The sequence below is a fragment of the Vibrio sp. 10N.222.49.A3 genome, from assembly GCF_041475145.1.
Classification (GTDB): domain Bacteria; phylum Pseudomonadota; class Gammaproteobacteria; order Enterobacterales; family Vibrionaceae; genus Vibrio; species Vibrio tasmaniensis_A.
Genome location: NZ_JBFRVM010000089.1, coordinates 16,515 through 37,947 on the forward strand (window position 1 = coordinate 16,515; position 21,433 = coordinate 37,947).

Genomic DNA, 21,433 nt, shown 5'->3' on the forward strand with positions numbered 1-21,433 from the left:
AAATCAGATTAAGCTAAAACTCAACAGTGATTTACTGTATATCATTAAACGATATACCAATAGAAAGGGGCATGATGCCCCTTTTTTATTAACTGTTGACATCAAACTACTGTTTTAGAATTTTTAGGGGTATCTATGAATACAGAACCAAGCTCGGTAAGTGCATCAATCACCAAGGCAACCATCGCAATACACTATTGTCGTCAATGCAATTGGATGCTTCGTTCTAGTTGGTTATGCCAAGAGTTACTGCATACTTTCAGTGAAGAGATAGAGCAAGTGAGTTTACACCCTGATACCGGAGGTCGATTTGAGGTTTTTTGTAATGGAATACAGATTTGGGAAAGAAAAGCGGACGACGGTTTTCCTGAGGCTAAAGTTCTGAAGCAAAGAGTACGAAACATCATTGCTCCAGACAGAGACCTCGGCCACGTAGACTCAAAGTGAGCCTTTTCTAACGCCGCCGATTGAGTTTATTTAAAGCTCGCCACTCACGAGAACATCACCTTCAAGGCTAATGACTTTAAAGATATTATTTTCATAGATGCCATAGCTCGCTGCGTGGCCATCTCGTGGGAATGTCACCGAGCTAGGATTAAAGATAAAGATGTCATCTTGGTATTCAGCAACAGGAATATGGGTATGACCATGGGCAATAATATCACCCGCCTTTAGCTCGGGGCGTTTATTGGTGTTGTACAAATGACCATGAGTTAGAAAAATACGTTGGCCTGATTCTAATAGTACCCACGAGTAATCCATCATCATTGGAAAAGACAACAACATCTGATCCACTTCGCTATCGCAGTTACCACGAACAGCAATGATCTCTTGAGAAAACGCATTCAACTTCTCTGCAACCGCCGGCGGATTGTATCCTTCAGGGATCGGGTTTCTTGGACCATGATTCAGAATGTCACCCAATAGCACTAAATATTGCGCACCAGACGCTTGGTAGAGTTCTAATACCCTTTCTGTTGCTGGCAGCGAACCGTGTAGGTCTGAAGCAAAAAATAATTTCACACGTACTTCTCCATAAAACTTATGAGCCTATTGTACGTATCTAACAGCTACACGTCATCTCTCGCCATACCGTTGATCACGATATTATTATAACTAACCATACCGACTATTTTATGGTCACTGACCACAGGGGCACGACTGATACCAAAACGCTCAAACAAGCGTGCACAGTACTTCACATTCATATCGGCAGACACGCTTAGCGCTGGCTTGGTCATGATCTCATAAACATTGGTTCGCTTCGGAGAACGGTTCTTAGCCAGTACTTTCTTAGCAATATCATTCATCAATACGATGCCGTATTCGTCATCTTCGTGGCGCTTATCGACAATGATGGCTTTCACTTTATGCTTCTTAGCCATCTCTATCGCTTCCAACACAGTGGTTAGCCCATCGATAATCACATACGTATTAGCCATTACATCGCTTACTCGGATTTTTTCACTGCCACTCATAACTCGTCCTCCACAACCTTAGTTAATGTTTCAACTTGGTGCGCGACCCCGACTGCATCTTCGACATCGATCTGCACTGCTATCCCTTGCCCTGACTCTTGGTCAAACTCCCCGACTTCACCGATAGTTTCTAGAATATGCCTAGCTAGGTGCTCCTCGACGACAAACAGCAGCACATCTTTTTGCACCTCTAACGTTAACCCAAAGAAGGTGCGCTTTTGGTTTAGCCCCTGCCCTCTGGCATTGTTAATCACGGTTGCCCCTGTTGCACCCGCATCACGCGCGGCGTCGAGCACGATATCGGTCTTGCTCTCTTCTACAAACGCTAAGATAAGTTTAAAGCGCATCTTTGCTCTCCTTAGAGGATTGTGATCGGTTTAGCCATTGCGTTATTTGGGCATACCCCATCACGGATATAATTGGAAATAAGCTCGCGAAAGCAATCAACCCAAAGCCATCAATTACCGGATTTCTTCCTGGCACCGTTGACGCGAGTCCCAACCCAAGTGCCGTCACTAAAGGTACCGTCACCGTTGATGTCGTCACCCCACCAGAATCGTAAGCTAACGGAATAATCAATTTGGGCGCATAAAAGGTCTGAATCACCACAATGACATAACCAACAATGATGTAGTAATGGATAGGGTCGCCAGCCACGATGCGATAACTACCTAGCGATATGCCAATCGCTACGCCTAACGCCACAGCGATCCTCAGCCCGTTAACACTGATACTGCCACCGGAAACTTGGTTTGCCTTAATAGCAACGGCGATCAAAGAAGGCTCGGCTATCGTGGTACTGAAACCAATACAAAACGCGAAAAGGTAAACCCAGTAATAATCAAACCAAACTAAGGCAAGGCCTGAACTGACCTTGAACTCAGTCAAAAAACTTGGTTCGGTGAGCTGCATTGCCATAGTCTCCCCTAAAGGAAACAGCGCGAGCTCTAACCCCATCAAAAAGAGCGACAACCCAAGAATGACGTAAAAGAAACCTATCAGCACTTTGCCTAAGTTATTAACTGGCTTGCGCAGCACCGCTAATTGGAAACCGAAGATGATCACCGCAATCGGAATCACATCCATGACAGTACCAAGAAAGGTGTCGATAAATTGCTGAGCACTGATCATGTCACCACCATCCCGTAGACCATGACAAACATCATCGGCAGCAGTGAAGCAAAGGCGATCAATCCAAAGCCATCAATCATCGGATTTCTCCCTTTAATCGCAGAGGCTAAACCCACGCCCAATGCGGTCACTAACGGTACGGTAATGGTCGATGTAGTCACTCCGCCAGAGTCGTACGCAATCCCAATGATGTTTTCAGGGGCAAATGCAGTGAGCACCACAACTCCAATATAACCTCCAATGATCATGTACTGAATTGGCCAACCTTTTAAGATTCGCAGCACCCCAAGTAAGATGGCGATCCCCACCGACAATGCTACGGTGAAACGCAAGCCATCGGCGTACTGTTCCATTTCGTCTAGATAGTTGGGAATAACACCACCTTCAGCAGCCACTTCTGCGGCTTCGGCAGCCACTGCGGTTAACGCGGGTTCGGCAATGGTGGTGCCAAAGCCTAAACAGAAAGCGAAGGTCAATAACCAAAACACGCTCCCCTTGCGAGCAAAAGCTTGAGCCATCGACTCGCCAATTGGGAACAGACCCATTTCAAGGCCAAAGATAAAAAAAGTCAGTCCAAAAACCACCAGCACTAAGCCAGTTAGAATAGACAACAGATGAGGGAGTGGCTCCTGCAAAACAGCAAGCTGGAAGAAAGCAATCACCGCCACGATCGGCAAGAGATCCCTTAGGCTACCTAACATGGCTCGAAACAAAGCAAGCACAGCCATCATCGCAACTCCTAGTCATTGAAATTGTGTCTGGTTATTAATTACTAATAATCATGGCAAATCCTTATCATTCCTTATGTGACAAATATTACGCAGTTGGTAACATATCCGAGTAAAGTCCATAAGTGTGATAGCGGTATACATCCTAACTTGATGAATTTAATTTCATTCTTTCGTAAATTGATACGGCGTAATTTGGGTATCACACGATTGAAACCAACTGATCGTTATAGTGATTTTTTCGTATTGATTGGCGTTCAAAAACAAGCCATGTCTATAATTATGTTTAATAGGGAGATTGGTATGAAGATATTGTTAACGGGTGGTACGGGATTTATTGGTTCTGAATTGGTCAAAAGTTGGAATACTGACGACGTGACATTGTTGACGCGGAGCCCCGAAAAAGCGAAGCAAAACCTAAATCACCTGAACCAGAATAACCTTCATTACATTCAATCTCTTGATGAAATCAGCGATCTCAATGACTTCGATGTCGTGGTCAATCTTGCTGGCGAACCGATCGCTGACAAGCGTTGGAGTGCGGAGCAAAAAGAAAGGATCTGCAATAGCCGCTGGCACATTACCGAAAAACTGGTCGAGTTAATTCATGCCAGTAGCAACCCTCCGGAGGCTTTCATTAGCGGTTCAGCTGTAGGTTACTATGGCGATCAACAGCAACACCCATTTGATGAATCACTACAAGTAGAAGACGACAGTTTTCCTCACAAAGTCTGTGCGCACTGGGAAGAGATAGCCAAGAGAGTTCAATCCGATGAGACGCGTGTAATACTACTGAGAACGGGGATTGTGTTAGGTGAAAATGGTGGTGCTTTAAAGAAGATGCTAATGCCGTACAAACTCGGAGTAGGCGGACCACTTGGTTCAGGCGAACAGTACATGCCTTGGATTCACATGCTTGATATGGTGAGAGCCATCAACCACTTATTGTCGATTCCTCACGCTCAAGGGGAATTTAATATGTGTGCTCCACACCCTGTCACCAACAAACTGTTCAGCAGCACACTCGCCAAACAACTACGCCGACCTCATTTCTTATTCACTCCGAAATGGGCAATGTCGCTTCTGATGGGTGAATCTTCTTGCCTACTCTTTGACAGCATTCGTTCCAAACCAAAGAAACTCACTGAAATGGGATTTATCTTTAGTTACTCAAGAATCGAACCAGCCTTAAAAAACTTGTTACAACATCAAGACTAATTCTTTACCCTAGAGCGATAAAGACTCTAATGAAGGATTAAGCGTGAACAAGTCGATTCTGATCACCGGTTGCTCAACGGGTATTGGCTACACATGTGCGCATGCACTACAAAAGCGTGGCTTCCACGTCATTGCATCGTGTCGTCATCCGCAAGATGTACAGCGTCTGCAAGATGAGGGACTGACCTGCATACAGCTCGACCTTTCTAACCAAGAAAGCATTGAGCAAGCTGCACAACTTGCTATTGAGCTAGCGCCTAACGGATTATATGGCTTATTCAATAACGGCGCTTATGGTCAAGCTGGCGCGCTAGAAGACTTACCGACCCAAGGTCTCAGAGAACAATTCGAAACCAACTTCTTTGGCTGGCACCATCTTGTTTGTCAGATCCTCCCGCACATGCGCGAACGCGGCGAAGGCCGAATCGTACAAAACAGTTCCGTATTAGGCTTCGCGGCCATGAAATATCGTGGCGCTTACAACGCTTCAAAGTTCGCGCTAGAAGGCTGGACAGATACCTTACGTTTAGAACTACATGGTAGTGGTATTCATATCTCGTTATTGCAGCCAGGCCCAATAGAAACCCAATTTAGAAATAATGCCCTGAAAGCTTTCAATAAATGGATCACCATTGCTGGCAGCGCTCATCAAGAAGCTTATCAACAACAAAAAGACCGACTCGAAAAAGAATCATCGAACAACGCTTTTGTTCTTCCGCCTGAAAGTTGTATTGAACCGGTTTATCACGCACTCACCGCCGATAAACCCAAACTCAGATACCGAGTGACGACCCCAACTAAAGTCTTCGCGGTATTGAAAAGAATTCTACCAAGTCGCTTGCTAGACCCTATTTTGAGAAAAGCTGCATAAATTACTAACTTTGCATCAACAGTCGCAAACTTTAATGTAACGATGTAATTTTTCCGTAACAATAAGATGTCATGATTGTCCTATCTCATCAATTATTCCCAATTGATGAACCTAATCTGGATATTTCATGACTTTAAACCGCCTTAATTGGGTCGGTGTGAGTCTGGCGATTACGTTGTTTATTCTGTTTTGAGTATCTTACGCTATGCCTCACTGACCACCTTAATGATAACGCTATGCCTTCCCTGTTGAGATAACCACTCTATCAACATAGAAGCATAGCGTTTTTCTATTTTGGCTCTTTTTATTTGAGATAACCAAGTTAGATCTTGAAGTTACCAGCATCTCCCCCCATATTTGCAACGTACCCACAAAACACACCTCAAGGAACGTAAATGCAATCTCCGCATATTGTTGAACTTAATGAGCAGAACTTTCGTCAAGTATTAGAAACCTCAATGCAGACGCCTGTACTCATCCACTTTTGGGCACCAATGAGCCAAGAAAGTGCTCAGGTGATCCCTGAACTGCAAACATTAACTCAGCAATACAACGGCGCTTTTACTTTAGCTCTGTTGAATTGTGAACAAGAGCAGGCAATTGCTAGCCAATTTGGCGTACAAGCACTCCCTACTATTGCACTGTTTGTTAACGGTCAGCCTGTTGATGGTTTGGGTGGCCCACAAAGCATAGAAGCGATTGTTGAAATGTTAGGAAAACATCTTCCTAGCCAAGACGAGCTCGCACTGCGTCATGCTCTCGAGCAAATGCAAGCAGGCGAGCACGCACAAGCCCTCGCAGCAATGCAACAATTGCCAATAGAGCTGACGAGCAAAGGCGAGGTAAAACTGGCAATCGCAGAATGTTTACTAGAAACGCAACAGTTTGATCTAGCTGAAACTCAGCTAGCCACCATTCCTCTAGAGTACCAAGATAATTACTATAAAGGCTTAGTCGCAAAGCTTGAGCTTCACAAGCAAGCAGCAGACAGCCCTGAAATACAAGCATTAGAAACCACTCTTCAGCAAGACCCAAATGACGCTAAGACAGCATCTGAATTAGCATTGCAATATCACCAAGTGAATCGCAACGAAGAAGCGATGGAACTGTTGTGGTCTTTCCTTGCAAAAGATCTAAATGCTTGCGATGGCGATATGAAAAAAGAGTTCATGGATATCTTAAGTGCGCTTGGACAAGGTAACCCAGTTGCCAGTAAGTACCGCCGACAGCTGTACTCTCTGCTCTACTAACTAAACCCTAAAAGCACTAAAGATAAGCATCGTATATCTCATCGAAAACTGACAATTCAATCAATTAGTTTATCGAATTAAATGATGTAAAATGGGCCATAAAATCAATATTTTATGGCCCATTTCTCATTTATAAATTTGCTCAGAATTTAAATATGAGCCAGTATCAATACTGAACTATCAAAAACTTAAATTTGCAAAGGATTTTGTATGGCTATTGATACATTGATTACTATCGGCGTCTTTACTGCCGTCGCAATATTGTTTATTTTCGCCGGAGTAAAAACGGTTCCGCAAGGCAATAACTGGACAGTAGAACGCTTCGGCCGTTATACACAAACCCTCCAACCAGGTCTGAACCTGATCATTCCATTTATCGATAAAATCGGACAACGCATCAGTATGATGGAGCGTGTTCTCGACATCCCGGCACAAGAAGTCATCTCCAAAGATAATGCAAATGTGGTTATTGATGCGGTGTGTTTCGTTCAAGTGATCGATGCGCCTAAAGCGGCTTATGAGGTGAATGACCTTGAGCACGCGATTCGTAATTTAACTCTCACCAATATCCGTACTGTACTGGGCTCGATGGAACTGGATGAAATGCTCAGCCAGCGAGACATGATTAACACCAAATTATTGAATATCGTTGATGAAGCGACAAACCCTTGGGGTGTCAAAGTTACGCGTATCGAAATTAAAGACGTGCAGCCACCAGCCGATCTTACTGCTGCGATGAATGCCCAGATGAAAGCCGAGCGTAACAAACGTGCAGATATCCTAGAGGCAGAGGGTGTACGACAAGCTGAGATATTGAAAGCAGAAGGCCACAAACAATCAGAGATCTTAAAAGCAGAAGGCCAAAAGCAAGCAGCTATCCTGCAAGCTGAAGCTCGTGAACGGGCTGCAGAAGCAGAAGCTAAAGCGACAGAAATGGTATCAACGGCGATTGCTCAAGGTGACATGCAAGCAGTCAATTACTTTATTGCACAAGGTTACACCGACGCACTGAAGTCTATTGGCCAAGCAGAAAACGGTAAGATCATCATGCTACCGCTCGAAGCGACTGGACTAATGGGTTCTGTTGCGGGTATTGCAGAGATGTTTGCACATAAGAATGACAAGGGTAGTAAGGACTAACTTATGGTCGAATTACTCGAACAAGTAAACTACTGGCATTGGTTAGCGTTTGGTCTAGCATTGTTAGCGCTTGAGCTAATTGGAACCGCTGGTTACTTTTTATGGATAGGCATATCTGCCATGCTGGTCGGGGCCTTATTAGGCGCACTACCAATCGGTTGGCAGATGCAATGGCTATCCTTTGCGAGCTTCTCGCTTATCACCACTTGGCTGTGGTGGAGAAGACAGCTATCTAGTGACAAGCAATCTGACTCTACTCGAGACCTTAATCAGCGAGAGAAGCAACTGATCGGAAGAAAGACTCGCCTCTTAGAGCCGGTACAAAAAGGTAACTGCAGGATAAAGCTAGGGGATAGCTCATGGTCTGCGATGAGTACACATGATATTGATGCGGGAGAGGAAGTCGTGATTACTGCTGTCGATGGCATTGTTCTCACGATAAGCCCTACTAAACAATAATCAAGAAAACCCTCCTTCAAAGCCATAAGTAACCAACTTATGGCTTTTTCTCTACAAGTGAATCGATAATTGGGCAATGGCTATTTGAGTCACCAGGGCATTGTTCAACCCACTCTTTCAATGTCTTCTGAATGATCAGTAAGTCTTCAATTTTTTTATTCACTTCTTCCAATTTACTTAGCGCTTTTGCTTTAACATCGGCACTTTCTCGACATGGGTTGTCGGCTAATTCAACAAGCGCACGACACTCATCAAGCGAAAAACCAGCGCTTCTCGCTTTCGCTACGATTCCGAGCTCCTTGATCTGCTTCTCACCATAAGACCGATAACCATTTTCAGAACGTAACGGTGCAGATATCACCCCTTTGTCTTCATACAAACGAATAGACTTAGGTGATAACTGTGTGAGGCTTGCAACTTCGCTTATGTTCATAATATTACTCAAGTAAATATCGCTTAAAAACTATTTAGAAACCTAAGACTATTATTCAAACATCTAGGAATGCTAGCTACCGAAACAAAACATTGAAGCAATATAATGTTCGAAAATAAAGTCTGCTGTTTATGGCTATTTTACATCAAATGATGAGAGTAGCTTAGATTTTCCAACAAGCCCAAACACCAACTATCAACAAGTTACTGATTGAAATAGCAAAATAGGCATTCGTTATTTTTCATAGGAAATTTTTTGATTTTTGAGAAATACCTCACATACTAATGAATATCTCTTGTTTGAAGAGATTTTTAGTGAGGTGTCATTATGAAATGTTATCTAGCGTTAATTTTTAGCTTAGTTTTAAGCTTCTCTGTATCCGCCCAAAATGTAGGAAGCACTGCATCTGGACCGATCATAAAATGTGACTTAGGAAGTAGTGTTGTAGAATATATGCCTATCGTTATATGCAAGCATAGTAATGGTAAGGTTCTACACTAACAAAAAAGGAGCCTAGGCTCCTTTCCTTTAAAACTCGATTAATTGTTTGATTATCGTTTTACGTTCTTCTTTGGAAGCTTTGTTAAACCAATATTCGAACATTTCAATCTCTTTGACATTATCACCTAAAGAATCAACAACACCATTTCGATTTGCTACAGACCAGTTAATAACAGAATCTCTTTGTTCTGTTGGAATTTGTTCAAACCAATATTTTGACATCTCTTGAGCTTGGCTTACCGGCTCTTGCTGAAGCGCGGGAACTGCAACTACAGGTGCTGCTACCATCACTGGTTTAGCTGTTGCGTTTTTATCACCCGTATTTACGATTGCTTCGATGTAGCCAGCAGGAATAGAAAACGAAATGCTGTTCGCATTTGAAACCTGGACATCAAAAATTAGATCTTTAAAAGGTGCTTCGTTGAAGATTTCATTAGATACAGGAAATTTCACATACTGTGTTTGAGTACATATATCGCTGCATGTTTCAGCTGAAGCCGCATAAGGTTTTAATGGCACTTTACCTTCAGAACCTTGAACTAAGACAGAACGATACTCGTTGTAATTTTTAAAGTACTGAAGCTCCATCGTTATGTATGAATCAGGTACCGTTACAGTACTGTTTGGGGTAACGTAATTTAGCTCTAAAGACGAGTTAACTAGCTGACCTTGTCTAACTTCAAGCACATCAGGAGACAACGACTCACCAACGACGATTTGGTAATTTTGCTTACTCTCTATTCTTTTAACGGAATCTGTAAAATCACTATTAGAATCTAATGTTGTACATCCAATTAAGAATAAAGGAATCGATGCTAAAACTATTTTTTTCATATTAACAACCTCGAGGGTTTCCCCATAATATTATTCGATGCCTTTTCTTTCTTAGGCTGGGCCAGAAATGAATATGCGCCGACTAACAAGTCAGCGCATCTCTTTACTTAAAGCATGGGTTCGATTAGAAGCCGTACTCTAAACCAATACGTGTAACGAACGTATCTGTTTGTGCGCCATCAGATTTGATATCGCGTTGAGCTAGACGGATGTAAGGAACAAAACCGTTATGAACGTACATTAGCTGACCTGAGATTACGCTATCTTCATCAGCGTTTTTAACACCGTCAGTTTCAGACTCTAGGTTAGCCGCGTAACCTAGCTTGAAGCCCCAAGGGCCGTTCCAGTATTGACCAATTACAGAGTATGAAGCCTGTTCAGACTTAGCACCGCCTTGAACATCTGACTCACCCGCTTTGTAGGCTGCAGAAATACCGAAACCTGCAGGAAGTGATGCCTCAAAACCAATCAAGTAACCGAATGTATCAGCAAGCTCTTGAGCAGTTGCAGCAGACTGGAAGTTACTACCAACGGCTACAGTATTACCGCCTTTGTCTTTACAGCCAGCAGCTGTCTCACAAATACCCCAAGCTGAAGCGCCTGCGGCTTTTGTTTCACGATCTGATTCAGATTCAACTGCAGCGTGGAAAGTAACCGTATCAGCTAAACGGTAGTGAGCCGCCGCGCCGTAGAAGTAGTTATCTTTAACACTAGAGTCACCACGACCTGTTGCTAGGTTGAATGTAAAACCATTCAAGTCAGCAGAGTCGTATCGAGCCATATCACCATGACGGTCACGGTTATATTTAACATCACCGCCCCAGTCCCATACTGCGCCCAAACCTGGGTTAGCATAAGGCCAGTCAATTACTTCATACATTGGCGTTAGCATACGACCAAAACGTACTTTACCCCAGTCACCTTGCAGGCCTAGGAACGTATCACGGTTACCTAGTGTTGCACCGTCACCGTTTTCACCAACGTAGCCAGATTCAATTTGCATGAATACGTTCACGTTATCGAACATGTCTTTACTTGCACGGAAACCAATACGAGATTCATTCTCGTAATCGTATCCCGTACCTGTATCAGTTTTTACGCCGTTTTTAGTTTTTTCTGAATCGTAGTTAACAACAGAGATTGCTGCTACACCGTAAGCCTGAACGTTAAAATCTGAGATAACACCAACTTGAGAAGATTCAGATGCGAATGCACCACTTGAAATCATCGCAACTGCAGCACCAAGTAAAGTACGTTTGAAAATTTTGTTTTCCATGGAATAAAACTCCTAAAAATGGATATAGCTGTTTGAATATTTCCCGCCTAAAGTTGGCCGCCGTAGAGAGAAATACCTTTTCTTGTTTGAGAATCCTGAAACACCGAATTCTCGATTTCCTTTCTGGTTATACACAATGTGCATCCATGCCAATAAGACTAACTTCACCCCAAAAAAGATCAATGAGAACTTAATTTTTATCTAAAAAAATATGAGTTGGTGCAAATTTATCATGTACTTAGTGATCCAGATCTACTAATTGAAAAAACCGAAGGACAAAAGAACAAAAACATTAAAAAACAAAAACTTACAAACGCAGTGGTCTCTTAAAAATTGATATCACTCGCATTTAGTAAACAACTATAACAACATTTCATTAATGTTGAGCGTCATCACTGTCCTAATTTCATAGTTCGTATAGGCACAAAATTCTCAACAATTAAAAAGTCATCATTTTTATATCAGAAACAAAAAAGGCACTCCCTTGAAAGGAGTGCCTTTGAGCTTTTTTTATCTGTATTTACTTACGAAATAAGGGCTATTAGATCTTCTTCTGTTCTTATTTCGATACCTAAATCTTGTGCTTTGGTCAGTTTAGAACCAGCGGCTTCACCAGCAAATAAGATATCCGTTTTCTTAGACACGCTACCGGTTACTTTTGCACCTAAAGCCTGCAAAGCGGCTTTCGCTTCACTACGACCTAATTGCGACAATGAACCCGTCAACACAACCACTTTACCCTCTAACGGTAACTCTTGGTCATCTGCAACAGCTTCAATTGCAGGCCAGTTAACTCCAAGATCGATGAGTTGGTCGACTACTGCTCTATTTTTCTCTTGTGAGAAGAAGCTCGTGAGGTGACTTGCTACGATGTCACCAATATCGGACACTTCAACCAACTGCTCATGAGTTGCAGCTTGAACCAACTCTAGCGTTTTAAAGTGCTGAGCTAAGTTCATAGCCGTCGCTTCACCTACTTCTCGAATTCCTAAAGAATAAAGGAAGCGCGCCAATGTCGTATCTTTCGCTTTGTTAAGTGCACTCACTACATTCTGTGCCGATTTAGGTCCCATACGGTCAAGAACAGTAATCACACCCGCGCTCAGCTTGAACAGGTCCGCTGGCGTTTCGACCATTTCGCGATCCACAAGCTGTTCTATCACCTTTACGCCAAGGCCATCGACATCCAGCGCCTTTCTAGACACAAAGTGCTTAAGTGCCTCTTTACGCTGCGCCTGACACACTAAACCGCCAGTACAACGCGCTACAGCTTCGCCCTCTACGCGCTCCACTGCAGAATTACATACAGGGCAGGCGTCCGGGAACACAATGTCTTTAGCCGTCTCAGGACGACGATCTTGTACAACAGCTACAATTTGTGGAATAACGTCACCAGCACGGCGGATAATCACGCTATCTCCGACCTTCACACCTAAACGAGCTATCTCATCAGCATTGTGCAGCGTTGCATTACTCACCGTCACGCCGCCAACAAAAATAGGTTCAAGCTTAGCAACCGGCGTAATAGCGCCTGTACGACCGACCTGAAACTCAACATCATTGAGCAGAGTAACTTCTTCTTGAGCTGGAAACTTATAAGCAATAGCCCAGCGAGGTGCGCGTGCAACAAAACCGAGAGTTTCTTGTGCGGCAATGTCATCAACCTTAATCACCACCCCATCAATTTCATAAGCCAAGGTGTCTCGACGAGTCATGATATCTTGGTAATAGGCTTTTACATCCTCAAGAGAGCTTAGCTGCTTAGTTTCAGGACACATAGGTAAGCCCCAAGCTTTCAGCTGCAGAAAACGTTGATAGTGGCTATTTGAAAGCTCAGCGCCTTGTACAACACCGACACTGTATGCGTAGAAAGCCAAGGGGCGTTTTGCTGTAATACGAGAATCAAGCTGACGTAAGCTACCTGCGGCGGCATTACGTGGATTCACAAAGACCTTCTCACCCTTCTTCAATGCCATCTCATTCAATTTGTCGAAGCCCGCTTTTGGCATAAACACTTCGCCACGTACTTCAATACGTTCTGGCCAGCCTTCACCTTGTAACTTAAGCGGAATCGAGCTGATGGTACGCACGTTTTCGGTAATATTTTCGCCAGTCGCACCATCACCACGCGTCGCTGCCTGTACTAAGGTGCCGTTTACATAGAGTAGGCTCACCGCTAAACCATCAAGTTTAGGCTCACAACAAAAAGTCTCTAAGTTCGCCGTTGGCGCTCTATCAGACATGCGCTTATTGAACGCATCTAAATCGTCATCAGAGAAAGCATTATCTAAAGAAAGCATCGGGATCTCATGTGTCACTTGAGTGAAGCCGTCTAGAGGCTGACCGCCGACACGCTGACTCGGCGAATCTACCGTCACAAGTTCTGGGTTCTCATCTTCGATCTTTAGCAGTTGTTGCATCAATCGATCGTACTCGACATCAGGGATCTCAGGGCTATCTTCTACGTAATAACGAACGGCATGATAGTGCAGAGTTTCTCTTAACTGCTCTAAGGTAACTTGAATCGATTCTTTCATATCATTCTCTGTCGTGATTGAAATATCAAAAAGGGCTCCCTTAGGAGCCCTTTTCTATAAATATAGATTATTTACAAGGCTAAACAATACGGCTAGGCGTTAGCTGCCGTCATAAAGTCTCGGATTTGCTTGCGGTAGTCAGACAAACGGTTTGGCGTCATTAAATTACGTGACTCATCCAATACGTTTCCGCCCATATCGTCGGCAATTTTCTGTGCAGCACTCAGCATCACATTGAAATTTTGATCAGCTTGACCATAACAAGGCAGCGTCATAAAGAACGAAATACCTTTGGTGGTAAAGTCAGCAGGATCGTCATGTTCTAGTGTTCCTGGCTGCATCATATTTGCTACGCTGAAAATAACTTTTGGCTCATCGCTCGCTTGTGCAAAGCAGTGATAAATAGACATTTCACCATAAGCTAGGCCGTTGTTCTCCATGCTACGGAAAAGTTCAGTACCCACAAATGGGATCTCCCCAGCACAGTGAACATTAAGAACAATGACCTCAAGGCCAAGATCTTCATTTGAATGAGCTTTTTCATCTAACTTACTTTCGTCAGCTAAATTAACTTCGTCACCAAACTGAGCTTCTTCTGCTAAGTTAGCATCTTTATCTAACTTAGTTTCTTCAACCGAAGTAACACTTTGTGCAGCAACCACTTCTTTCCCAATAAATGGTTCGCTTGGCGTTAAGCCTTCGTTAGAAAGCAGTGGATCAGCGACCGCATCAGAGGCTTCTTCAAACGAACCGTACTGCTCTTTAAAGCCTGCGTGATTTTGTTTTTGCTCGTCAGTCAATTCAAAGTTAGGAACTTCAGGTTCAACAACCTTCTCTTCCTCAACCTGTTCAAGCTCATCTTTAACTTCGATCGGGTCTTCAACACTGAAAGAAGGAAGATCATTCAATTCTATTTCGTCTTCGTGAGCTTCTTTTTGCTGCGGCGCTGACAATGGGTCTGAGTCAATCAGCGGATCAGTTGCAGACGGTGAGACAGCAAAATCCGGTTCTTTACGCTCTTTTCGGATTATCTCAAAATCATCCTCAGGAGCGAATGAACGGTTTGGGATCGTTTCAGCTTCATCTAAGCTGTCGTTATCAAGCTTACCAAGCGGCTTATCTCCAAACTTTGCTTTCCCTTCTTTCTTACTCGTCCATAGACCATGGAACAATAATGCGGCGATAGCTAATGCGCCAACAATAATGAGTACAAATCGCAATTCCTGCATTTTTCGCTCTCAGCTTTCTTAGTCAACTAGCTATAAACACGCTGTCACTAAGTTAGGTTAATTTGGCTAATCTCACTACTCTATCAAAAGTAGCCACTGTTTTAGAACCACTTAATACAATTAGTTCATTACTTGGTGTGATTTTCACCACGCTTTTTTTCTTAATTTCGGTCGAGTACACTAGAGATGTTTGCTATTTAACCAAATTCACATGTGACCCAATTTAAATATGACTATTGAATCTGTTCCTCGCTCTGGCTTTGGCTATTTTATTTTCGGAATAAAAATTGCCTTATCGCCGAGTATCCGTAAGTTTGTACTGCTTCCTCTTATCGCTAACGTGTTACTCGTGGGCGGTGCTTTATTTTATATTTTCTCCAACTTAAACACTTGGATTGAAGGCTGGATTGGTGCATTGCCAAGTTTCTTGTCGTGGTTGTCATATATCCTATGGCCACTACTTGTGTTAACCGTTTTGGCCACGTTTTCGTATTTCTTCAGTACACTCGCTAACTTTATTGCCGCACCTTTCAACGGATTACTCGCGGAAAAAGTCGAAGAACTGCTGAGTGGTAAAAAAGTCAATGATGATGGTTTACTGGATGTACTTAAAGACACTCCTCGTATTTTAGCAAGAGAATGGCGCAAGCTTGTCTATATCCTGCCAAAAGCGATCGGTTTGTTCCTACTTTTGTTAATTCCAGCGCTAGGACAAACTGTTGCACCGTTTTTATGGTTCATTTTCACTGCATGGATGTTAGCTATTCAGTACGCTGACTACCCGTTCGACAACCATAAAATCAAGTTCGATGACATGAGAAATAATTTGAAACAAAAGCAAGGTAAGAGCTACAGCTTCGGCGCACTTGTTTCCGTGTTTACTACCATTCCAGTTTTAAACCTGATTGTGATGCCAGTTGCCGTCTGCGGCGCTACTGCAATGTGGGTTGCAGAGTTTAAAGACCAAGCTCTACGCTCTCGTCTATAGCTATCGTTTTACAGCCAGCTCTAACAACGCCTATCTTTTTGAAGTTCTGATTTCAATAAAGATAGGCGTGAATCCTGCGACATCTCTATATGATATAACTTTTTAATCCTTTTACCTTTTTTTCAACTTGTTTAATCTAAATTCAAGCTAAACAAACATCGAAAGACACTAGACGGTAAATTGGTAGATATACTACGTTTAGTTCTGTCATTAAATGAAGGAATATCGCATGAGCAAGATCTACGAAGACAACACCCTAACGATTGGTAACACACCTCTAGTCCGCCTAAACAAAGTAAGCAAAGGTAACGTCCTAGCTAAGATCGAAGCTCGTAACCCAAGCTTCAGCGTTAAGTGTCGTATTGGTTCAAACATGATCTGGGAAGCAGAAAAAGCAGGTACGCTTAAGCCAGGTATCGAGCTTGTTGAGCCTACCAGTGGTAATACAGGTGTTGCTCTTGCATTTGTTGCTGCAGCGCGCGGTTACAAGCTAACACTAACAATGCCTGAATCAATGAGCCTAGAACGTCGTAAGCTGCTTAAAGCTCTTGGCGCAAACCTAGTGCTAACTGAAGCACCAAAAGGTATGAACGGCGCGATTGCTAAAGCTGAAGAGATTGTTGCTTCAGACCCAGACAAGTATCTACTACTGCAACAATTCAACAACCCAGCGAACCCACAAATTCACGAGCAGACAACTGGCCCTGAAATTTGGGAAGCAACAGATGGTGAGATCGACGTGTTTGTAGCCGGTGTAGGTACAGGTGGCACTATCACTGGAACAAGTCGTTACATTAAAGGTGAAAAAGGCAAAGCCATCACTTCTGTAGCCGTTGAACCAGCAGAATCTCCAGTGATTGCGCAGGCACTTGCAGGTGAAGAAATCAAACCAGCACCACACAAAATCCAAGGTATTGGCGCAGGTTTCATTCCTGGCAACCTAGATTTAGACATTATTGACCGTGTAGAGTCAGTAACTTCTGAAGAAGCAATTGAGATGGCTCAACGCCTAATGAAAGAAGAAGGTATCCTAGCGGGCATCTCATCTGGTGCAGCAGTAGTAGCAGCAAACAGAATTTCGGAACTACCTGAATTTGCAGGGAAAACTATCGTTACTGTACTGCCAAGCTCGGGCGAACGTTACCTTAGTACGGCCCTATTTGCTGGTATCTTTACGGAAAAAGAGAACCAACAATAATATGTGGTCAAATCAATTTTTCGTCCAAAAAAGCCCCATTTAGGGGCTTTTTTGTTGATCCCTGCCTCACCTTTGGTAATATCGGGTCTGTTTTATTTTTCGCTTCAAAATAAAAGAAGCAATAAACAAATTCTGAAAGTCATGAGTACTCAACAAAAGACGACCATGGCTGGATAAAAATTTATAACCAGTCTAAGTTCTAACACGAACATGGCGTACTAGCCTCTAGCGCATTTGAGCTAAAGCAGTTAAGCTAAATCTGGTTACAAACTTACAAAAAATAAATTAATTGGGGTATATAAAATGTACGAGAAGCAAGTAGAAATCACAGCAGAAAACGGTCTTCACACTCGTCCAGCTGCACAGTTTGTTAAAGAAGCAAAATCTTTCGACGCTGACATCACAGTGACTTCTAACGGCAAAAGCGCTAGCGCGAAAAGCCTGTTCAAACTACAAACTTTAGGCCTAGTAAAAGGTACTAACGTTACTATTTCAGCTGAAGGCCCTCAAGCTCAGCAAGCTGTAGACCACCTAGTTGCTCTTATGGATCAACTACACTAATACGGTCTCCTTCTTTCAAAGCCATTTTGCACAGCAAAGTGGCTTTGTTCGAAATAGATAGCAATTCGAAATAGATAGCAATAAGCGCGACATTAGTCGACGACTTAAAGTCACACATTCTCCCGTTTACAGTTGAACAACTAAGGTAAGGCTATGATTTCAGGCATCCTAGCATCTCCTGGTATTGCTTTCGGTAAAGCACTACTACTTCAAGAAGATGAAATTGTCCTAAACACTCAATCTATCTCAGACGATCAAGTTGAAGCAGAAGTTCAGCGTTTTTTTGACGCTCGTAACAAATCTTCTCAACAACTTGAAGTTGTAAAGCAAAAAGCACTTGAAACTTTTGGCGAAGAAAAAGAAGCAATCTTTGAAGGCCACATCATGCTGCTTGAAGATGAAGAGCTAGAAGAAGAGATTTTAGCACTCATCAAGAAAGACAAAATGCACGCAGACAACGCGATCTACACAGTGATCGAAGAGCAAGCTGTTGCACTTGAGTCGCTTGATGATGAGTACCTAAAAGAACGTGCGACTGATATCCGTGATATCGGTACTCGCTTCGTTAAAAATGCACTAGGCATCAACATTGTATCTCTAGCAGATATCAATGAAGAAGTTATCCTAGTTGCTTACGATTTAACGCCATCTGAAACGGCACAAATCAACCTAGACTACGTTCTTGGTTTTGCTTGTGACATCGGCGGTCGTACATCTCATACTTCAATCATGGCACGTTCACTTGAGCTTCCAGCTATCGTTGGTACTAACGATATCACTAAGCAAGTTAAAAACGGCGACATGCTTGTGCTAGACGCGATGAACAACAAGATCATCATCAACCCTTCTGACGCTGAATTAGCAGAAGCTAAGAAAATCAAATCTGATTTCGAAGCAGAAGCAGTTGAACTAGCAAAACTAAAAGACTTACATGCTGAAACTCTAGACGGTCACCGTGTAGAAGTTTGCGGCAACATCGGTACAGTAAAAGACTGTGACGGTATTCTGCGTAACGGCGGTGAAGGCGTTGGTCTGTACCGTACTGAATTCCTATTCATGGACCGTACTGCACTTCCTACTGAAGAAGAGCAATACGTTGCTTACAAAGAAGTAGCGGAAGCAATGGAAGGCGAGTCAGTGATTATCCGTACTATGGATATCGGTGGCGATAAAGACCTACCATACATGGACCTTCCACAAGAAATGAACCCTTTCCTAGGCTGGCGTGCAGTACGTATCAGCTTGGATCGTCGTGAAATTCTACGTGACCAACTACGTGGTATCCTACGTGCATCTGCACACGGTAAACTACGCATCATGTTCCCAATGATCATTTCTGTTGAAGAGATCCGTGAACTGAAAAAAGCAATCGAAGAGTACAAAGTTGAACTTCGCGCTGAAGGCCTAGCTTTCGATGAAGAAATCGAAATCGGCGTAATGGTTGAGACTCCAGCAGCAGCTGCAATCGCACACCACCTAGCGAAAGAAGTATCTTTCTTCTCTATCGGTACTAACGACCTAACGCAATATACTCTTGCGGTAGACCGTGGTAACGAAATGATTTCTCACCTATACAACCCACTATCTCCAGCGGTTCTTCTTGTTATCAAGCAAGTAATCGATGCTTCTCACAAAGAAGGTAAATGGACAGGTATGTGTGGCGAACTAGCAGGTGATGAGCGTGCAACTCTACTTCTTCTTGGTATGGGTCTAGATGAGTTCTCTATGAGCGGTATCTCTATCCCTAAAGTTAAGAAAGTAATCCGTAACTCTAACTTCGCTGAAGTTAAAGCTATGGCTGACGAAGCACTATCTCTACCTACAGCTGCAGAAATTGAAGCTTGTGTAGAAAAGTTCATCGCTGAGAAAACTCAGTAATCACCAAGAGCTTAATGAAGTTAGACGGCTAAAAATAGTCGTCTAATTTGTTAGATTGGTATAGTATATTCTACAGAATAAAACTAAACGTTAGGAGCATGACACAATGGGTCTGTTTGACAAACTGAAAAAGCTTGTATCTGATGACAGCGCTGATGCTGGTGCAATCGAAATCATCGCACCTCTTTCTGGTGAAATCGTAAACATCGAAGACGTGCCAGATGTAGTTTTCGCTGAAAAAATCGTTGGTGATGGCATTGCTATCAAACCAGCTGGCGATAAAATGGTAGCTCCAGTTAACGGTACTATCGGTAAAATCTTCGAAACAAACCACGCATTCTCTATCGAGTCTGACGACGGTATTGAGCTTTTCGTTCACTTCGGTATCGATACTGTTGAACTTAAAGGCGAAGGCTTCACTCGTGTAGCTGAAGAAGGTCAATCTGTTAAAGCTGGTGACACAATCATCACTTTCGACCTTGCGCTTCTAGAAGAGAAAGCAAAATCTACGCTTACTCCAGTTGTTATCTCTAACATGGACGAAATCAAGGAGCTGAACAAGCTTTCTGGTTCTGTAACTGTTGGCGAAACTCCAGTTCTTAAAGTAACTAAGTAATCCTGATTACTTATCTGCTTTAATTAAAACGCTACCTAAGGGTGGCGTTTTTTGTGCCTGCTATATTTGTTCGAGTTCCTTAACCGACGCTTCTGACTGCCGCTCTTCACCTCATTGTAAACAGCCCCTCAATAAGCCACAGCAATACCAATCCTTAATTACCAATAACCGCCCTACTTTGTTATTAAGCCAAGTTAAACGCCTTCCTAGGCGCTGAACCTGCATGTTAGATCATGCGGTATGACTTCAGGTAGACAACAGATCTCTGATATCTCGCTCAGCTCGATTTTGAGATGACGAATGTTGACCGCATTACTTATTCCTGATTATTCACCTATATGAAAGGCAGTTAGCGCTATCTCGTTTATTATCTTTCGACCACAACAAGAGCCTGACGTCTAATCCGAATCAAGCCTCGACCAAAAGCAGATTTCTGATACCTCGCTCTGCTCGATTCTGGAATGACGAAAGGCTGCTTCAATGCAATAGATGATGGAAGTATCATTTCCCGATCCCGTCATTCCCTACAGTGAGGAACGAGCGTGATAGGGAATCTCTCTTTTGCGTCTGCTTACCAGCACTGCACTTTTCCAAATATACCTTCGCTAAATAACAGGCAATAAAAAACCCAGCCGAAGCTGGGTCTGGGTCTGTTTAGCGCTCATCTCTCACCACGAGCTAATTTGTGGAAGCCTAACGTTGACGCTTGTGATCAACAACGCTTAAAGTCAACGTGGCCTTTCAACCGATTAGCCTAGTAGGCTAAGTGCTGAGTTTGGAGCTTGTTTCGCTTGCGCAAGAATTGAACTTGAAGCCTGTGAAAGAATCTGAGACTTAGTCATATTAGTCGTTTCTTTCGCGAAATCGGTATCTTTGATACGGCTCTTAGATGCATTAACGTTCTCGTTGATGTTATCTAAGTTGTTAATTGCGTGGTCGAAACGGTTTTGGAATGCACCAAGCTCAGAACGGTGGCTATCTACATATTTAAGTGCCGCATCGATAACAGCTACAGATTCTTGAGCGCCACCAACAGACGTTACGTCGATAGTATCAACCGTTACTTGCTTACCTGGCTGCATGCCTAACTCACCAGATAGACCACCA

At 43.1% G+C, this 21,433-nt stretch carries 22 protein-coding genes; 11 read left to right on the forward strand and 11 right to left on the reverse strand.

Annotated elements, in window-relative coordinates; all coding sequences use genetic code 11:
• Positions 1 to 135 precede the first annotated feature (135 nt).
• Positions 136 to 447: a SelT/SelW/SelH family protein gene (locus AB4589_RS16480; protein ID WP_017096855.1), complete on the forward strand. Its 312-nt coding sequence runs from the start codon at positions 136 to 138 to the stop codon at positions 445 to 447.
• Between the two features lie 30 nt (positions 448 to 477).
• On the opposite strand, the gene yfcE is transcribed toward AB4589_RS16480, so the two are convergent.
• The 5 genes from yfcE to AB4589_RS16505 are packed head-to-tail and all read right to left on the reverse strand — an operon-like array spanning position 478 to position 3,340.
• Positions 478 to 1,023, reverse strand: coding sequence for a phosphodiesterase (gene yfcE, locus AB4589_RS16485; RefSeq protein ID WP_009847346.1), 546 nt, complete (start codon positions 1,021 to 1,023; stop codon positions 478 to 480).
• A gap of 47 nt (positions 1,024 to 1,070) precedes the next feature.
• The gene (locus AB4589_RS16490; RefSeq protein WP_009847347.1) at positions 1,071 to 1,478 is read right to left on the reverse strand and encodes a CBS domain-containing protein; all 408 of its coding nucleotides are present in this window, start codon (positions 1,476 to 1,478) and stop codon (positions 1,071 to 1,073) included.
• Complete coding sequence (locus AB4589_RS16495) at positions 1,475 to 1,825, reverse strand: P-II family nitrogen regulator (RefSeq protein ID WP_009847348.1); 351 nt, start codon at positions 1,823 to 1,825, stop codon at positions 1,475 to 1,477. The genes AB4589_RS16490 and AB4589_RS16495 overlap by 4 nt, the downstream gene beginning before the upstream one ends.
• Positions 1,815 to 2,609 carry a DUF1538 domain-containing protein gene (locus AB4589_RS16500; RefSeq protein ID WP_372101167.1) on the reverse strand — a complete coding sequence of 265 codons (795 nt, stop codon included), beginning with the start codon at positions 2,607 to 2,609 and terminating at the stop codon, positions 1,815 to 1,817. The genes AB4589_RS16495 and AB4589_RS16500 overlap by 11 nt, the downstream gene beginning before the upstream one ends.
• Positions 2,606 to 3,340 carry a DUF1538 family protein gene (locus AB4589_RS16505; protein WP_372101169.1) on the reverse strand — a complete coding sequence of 245 codons (735 nt, stop codon included), beginning with the start codon at positions 3,338 to 3,340 and terminating at the stop codon, positions 2,606 to 2,608. The genes AB4589_RS16500 and AB4589_RS16505 overlap by 4 nt, the downstream gene beginning before the upstream one ends.
• Before the next feature lie 300 nt (positions 3,341 to 3,640).
• Between AB4589_RS16505 and AB4589_RS16510 the strand changes: the two genes are divergently transcribed.
• The 5 genes from AB4589_RS16510 (at position 3,641) to AB4589_RS16530 (ending at position 8,275) form a co-directional block, all read left to right on the forward strand.
• Positions 3,641 to 4,555, forward strand: a complete 915-nt coding sequence (locus AB4589_RS16510; protein WP_372101171.1) for a TIGR01777 family oxidoreductase — start codon at positions 3,641 to 3,643, stop codon at positions 4,553 to 4,555.
• A gap of 43 nt (positions 4,556 to 4,598) precedes the next feature.
• Complete coding sequence (locus AB4589_RS16515) at positions 4,599 to 5,426, forward strand: SDR family oxidoreductase (RefSeq protein ID WP_372101173.1); 828 nt, start codon at positions 4,599 to 4,601, stop codon at positions 5,424 to 5,426.
• Between the two features lie 395 nt (positions 5,427 to 5,821).
• A complete protein-coding gene (locus AB4589_RS16520) occupies positions 5,822 to 6,676 on the forward strand; it encodes a co-chaperone YbbN (RefSeq protein ID WP_372101175.1) in 855 nt (284 codons plus the stop codon).
• Between the two features lie 210 nt (positions 6,677 to 6,886).
• Entirely contained in the window at positions 6,887 to 7,816 is a 930-nt protein-coding gene (locus AB4589_RS16525) for an SPFH domain-containing protein (RefSeq protein ID WP_009847354.1), read from the forward strand.
• Between the two features lie 3 nt (positions 7,817 to 7,819).
• Positions 7,820 to 8,275: an NfeD family protein gene (locus AB4589_RS16530; protein ID WP_009847355.1), complete on the forward strand. Its 456-nt coding sequence runs from the start codon at positions 7,820 to 7,822 to the stop codon at positions 8,273 to 8,275.
• Positions 8,276 to 8,312: 37 nt separating this feature from the next.
• On the opposite strand, the gene cueR is transcribed toward AB4589_RS16530, so the two are convergent.
• From cueR to zipA, 5 genes are all read right to left on the reverse strand, one after another.
• On the reverse strand, positions 8,313 to 8,708 hold the full coding sequence (gene cueR / locus AB4589_RS16535) for a Cu(I)-responsive transcriptional regulator (protein ID WP_009847356.1): 396 nt from the start codon (positions 8,706 to 8,708) through the stop codon (positions 8,313 to 8,315).
• 528 nt (positions 8,709 to 9,236) lie between these two features.
• Positions 9,237 to 10,043, reverse strand: a complete 807-nt coding sequence (locus tag AB4589_RS16540; RefSeq protein WP_102250402.1) for a DUF2057 domain-containing protein — start codon at positions 10,041 to 10,043, stop codon at positions 9,237 to 9,239.
• 124 nt (positions 10,044 to 10,167) lie between these two features.
• On the reverse strand, positions 10,168 to 11,319 hold the full coding sequence (locus AB4589_RS16545) for a porin (protein ID WP_102250403.1): 1,152 nt from the start codon (positions 11,317 to 11,319) through the stop codon (positions 10,168 to 10,170).
• A gap of 524 nt (positions 11,320 to 11,843) precedes the next feature.
• Positions 11,844 to 13,856, reverse strand: coding sequence for an NAD-dependent DNA ligase LigA (gene ligA, locus AB4589_RS16550; RefSeq protein ID WP_371709007.1), 2,013 nt, complete (start codon positions 13,854 to 13,856; stop codon positions 11,844 to 11,846).
• Between the two features lie 92 nt (positions 13,857 to 13,948).
• Positions 13,949 to 15,085: a cell division protein ZipA gene (zipA, locus tag AB4589_RS16555; protein ID WP_372101178.1), complete on the reverse strand. Its 1,137-nt coding sequence runs from the start codon at positions 15,083 to 15,085 to the stop codon at positions 13,949 to 13,951.
• Positions 15,086 to 15,314: 229 nt separating this feature from the next.
• On the opposite strand from zipA, the gene cysZ reads away from it, so the two are divergent.
• The 5 genes from cysZ to crr all read left to right on the forward strand — a co-directional run bounded on the left by cysZ (position 15,315) and on the right by crr (position 20,326).
• Positions 15,315 to 16,073, forward strand: coding sequence for a sulfate transporter CysZ (gene cysZ / locus AB4589_RS16560; RefSeq protein ID WP_012604561.1), 759 nt, complete (start codon positions 15,315 to 15,317; stop codon positions 16,071 to 16,073).
• A gap of 229 nt (positions 16,074 to 16,302) precedes the next feature.
• Positions 16,303 to 17,271 carry a cysteine synthase A gene (gene cysK, locus AB4589_RS16565; RefSeq protein ID WP_012604562.1) on the forward strand — a complete coding sequence of 323 codons (969 nt, stop codon included), beginning with the start codon at positions 16,303 to 16,305 and terminating at the stop codon, positions 17,269 to 17,271.
• A 303-nt stretch (positions 17,272 to 17,574) separates the two neighbouring features.
• Positions 17,575 to 17,832, forward strand: coding sequence for an HPr family phosphocarrier protein (locus AB4589_RS16570; RefSeq protein ID WP_004734263.1), 258 nt, complete (start codon positions 17,575 to 17,577; stop codon positions 17,830 to 17,832).
• 153 nt (positions 17,833 to 17,985) lie between these two features.
• Positions 17,986 to 19,710, forward strand: coding sequence for a phosphoenolpyruvate-protein phosphotransferase PtsI (gene ptsI / locus AB4589_RS16575; RefSeq protein WP_009847363.1), 1,725 nt, complete (start codon positions 17,986 to 17,988; stop codon positions 19,708 to 19,710).
• Between the two features lie 106 nt (positions 19,711 to 19,816).
• On the forward strand, positions 19,817 to 20,326 hold the full coding sequence (gene crr, locus AB4589_RS16580) for a PTS glucose transporter subunit IIA (protein ID WP_009847364.1): 510 nt from the start codon (positions 19,817 to 19,819) through the stop codon (positions 20,324 to 20,326).
• Between the two features lie 749 nt (positions 20,327 to 21,075).
• Here the strand turns inward: crr and AB4589_RS16585 are convergent.
• Positions 21,076 to 21,433: flagellin (locus AB4589_RS16585; RefSeq protein WP_277948682.1), on the reverse strand; the 358-nt coding region annotated here is incomplete at its 5' end.